At 74.4% G+C, this 1,882-nt stretch carries 2 protein-coding genes; one reads left to right on the top strand and one right to left on the bottom strand.

All coding sequences use genetic code 11. From position 1 onward, the window contains the following. The coding region (locus tag G9H71_RS22455; protein ID WP_331273204.1) for a DnaB-like helicase N-terminal domain-containing protein at positions 1-481 on the bottom strand (481 nt) is incomplete at its 3' end. A gap of 337 nt (positions 482-818) precedes the next feature. Between G9H71_RS22455 and G9H71_RS22460 the strand changes: the two genes are divergently transcribed. Further along, on the top strand, positions 819-1,882 hold a 1,064-nt coding region (locus G9H71_RS22460), incomplete at its 3' end, for an MATE family efflux transporter (protein ID WP_331273205.1).

A 1,882-nucleotide genomic window follows, 5' to 3' on the forward strand; every position in this document is an offset into this window, starting at 1 on the left:
AGACCTCGGCCTGGGCGGCGTCGACGATCTCGTCCGCAGTGCCGCCCTCGCCGGCGTAGCCCATCTGCACGATCTTGGTGCCGGCCTCGACGAGGCGGCGCAGGATGGCCCGCTCCCGGACGATGCTGGCGTAGTAGCCCGCGTTGGCTGCGGTCGGAACCATCGAGATGAGCGTGTGCAGGTACGCCGCCCCACCCGCGGGCGCGATGTCGCCGCGCCGGGTCAGCTCCGCGGCCACGGTCACGGCGTCTGCCGGCTCGCCCCGGCCGTAGAGGTCGAGGATCGCGTCGTAGATCAGCTCGTGAGCGGGGCGGTAGAAGTCGGTGCCGCGCAGCAGCTCGACGACGTCGGCGATCGCGTCCTTGCTGAGGAGCATGCCGCCGAGGACGGACTGCTCGGCGGCGACGTCCTGCGGCGGGAGCCGGTCTGCCGGGCGTCCGGAGCTCGCCTCGTCCGGAGGGTAGATCTCCGCGACCGACATCGGACGACCAACCTCCTGCGCGTGGTTCGAACGTGTGTTCGAATACTATCGGCCCCCGCTGACAGCACCGACAGCACCGCGGACGAGCGACGGACAAGCTAGGGAACGTCCGCCCGAAGGTCCAACCCCGGCTGTGCACAGGCTGGGGACGGCTTGTGGAGATAGCCGCGTCACGAATGTGCAACGGCTGGGGAAAACCCTGGGGATATGTGGATAACCGCGAGCGACACGCCGCGTCCGACCTGCGACGACGTGAGTTCACCGCATGTGGACGGCAACTCGTTCCGGTGATCCCGGCGCTCGGGGCTGCACACAGCCCGCTCCCTAGGCTGAACTGGTGCAGACCGTGCCCGGCTCCTCCTCCGCCGCCTCAGAGCCGAGCCTCGAGCGGCAGCTGGTGCGGCTGGCCGTCCCCGCGTTCGTGGCGCTGGTGTCCGAGCCGCTCTTCCTGCTCGTCGACTCCGCGATCGTCGGCCGGCTCGGGACCGTCCCGCTCGCCGCGCTGGGGATCGCCGGGGCCGCGCTCACGGTCGTCGTGAGCCTGTGCGTCTTCCTCGCCTACGCGACCACTGCGGCGGTCGCGCGCCGGGCCGGGGCAGGGGACCTGCGCGGCGCGCTGAGCCAGGGCATGGACGGCCTGTGGCTGGCGGCCGGGATCGGGGTGGTGTGCGCCGGAGCGGGGCAGGCGGTGGCGCCGTGGGCGGTCGATGCGCTCGGCGCGTCCGCGGCGGTCGCGCCGGAGGCCACGACGTACCTCCGCATCGGCCTGACCGGGCTGCCCGGGATGCTCGTCGTGCTGGCCGCCACGGGCGTCCTGCGCGGCGTCCAGGACACCCGGACGCCCCTCGTCGTCGCCACCGCCGGCGGGCTCGTCAACGCGGCTCTCAACGCCCTCCTGGTCTACCCGGCAGGCCTCGGGCTGCCCGGCTCGGCCCTCGGGACCGTCCTCACCCAGACGGCCATGGGCGCCGCGCTCGCCCTGCCGGTCGTCCGGGCGGCCCGCCGCGCCGGTGTGCCGCTGCAGCCGCACGCCGCGGGCATCCGGCGGTCCGCGTCCGCAGGCGTCCCGCTGCTCGTCCGGACCCTGACCTTGCGTGCGGCGCTGCTGCTCGGCACGTACGTCGCCGCCCGCACCCCGCGCGGGGACGTCGCGCTCGCGGCACACCAGGTGGCCGGCAGCGTGTGGAGCTTCCTCGCCTTCGCCCTCGACGCCCTCGCCATCGCCGCGCAGGCCCTCGTCGGCAACGCGCTCGGGGCGGGGGACGCCGCCCGGGCGCGGCGCGTGCTGCGCCGGACGCTGGAGTGGGGGCTCGTCTCCGGGGTCGTGCTGGGGGCGGCTGCCCTGGCGCTACGGCCGGCGTACGTGCCGGTCTTCAGCTCCGACCCCGCGGTGCAGGACGC

The organism is Motilibacter deserti, assembly GCF_011250635.1.
Lineage (GTDB): Bacteria > Actinomycetota > Actinomycetes > Motilibacterales > Motilibacteraceae > Motilibacter_A > Motilibacter_A deserti.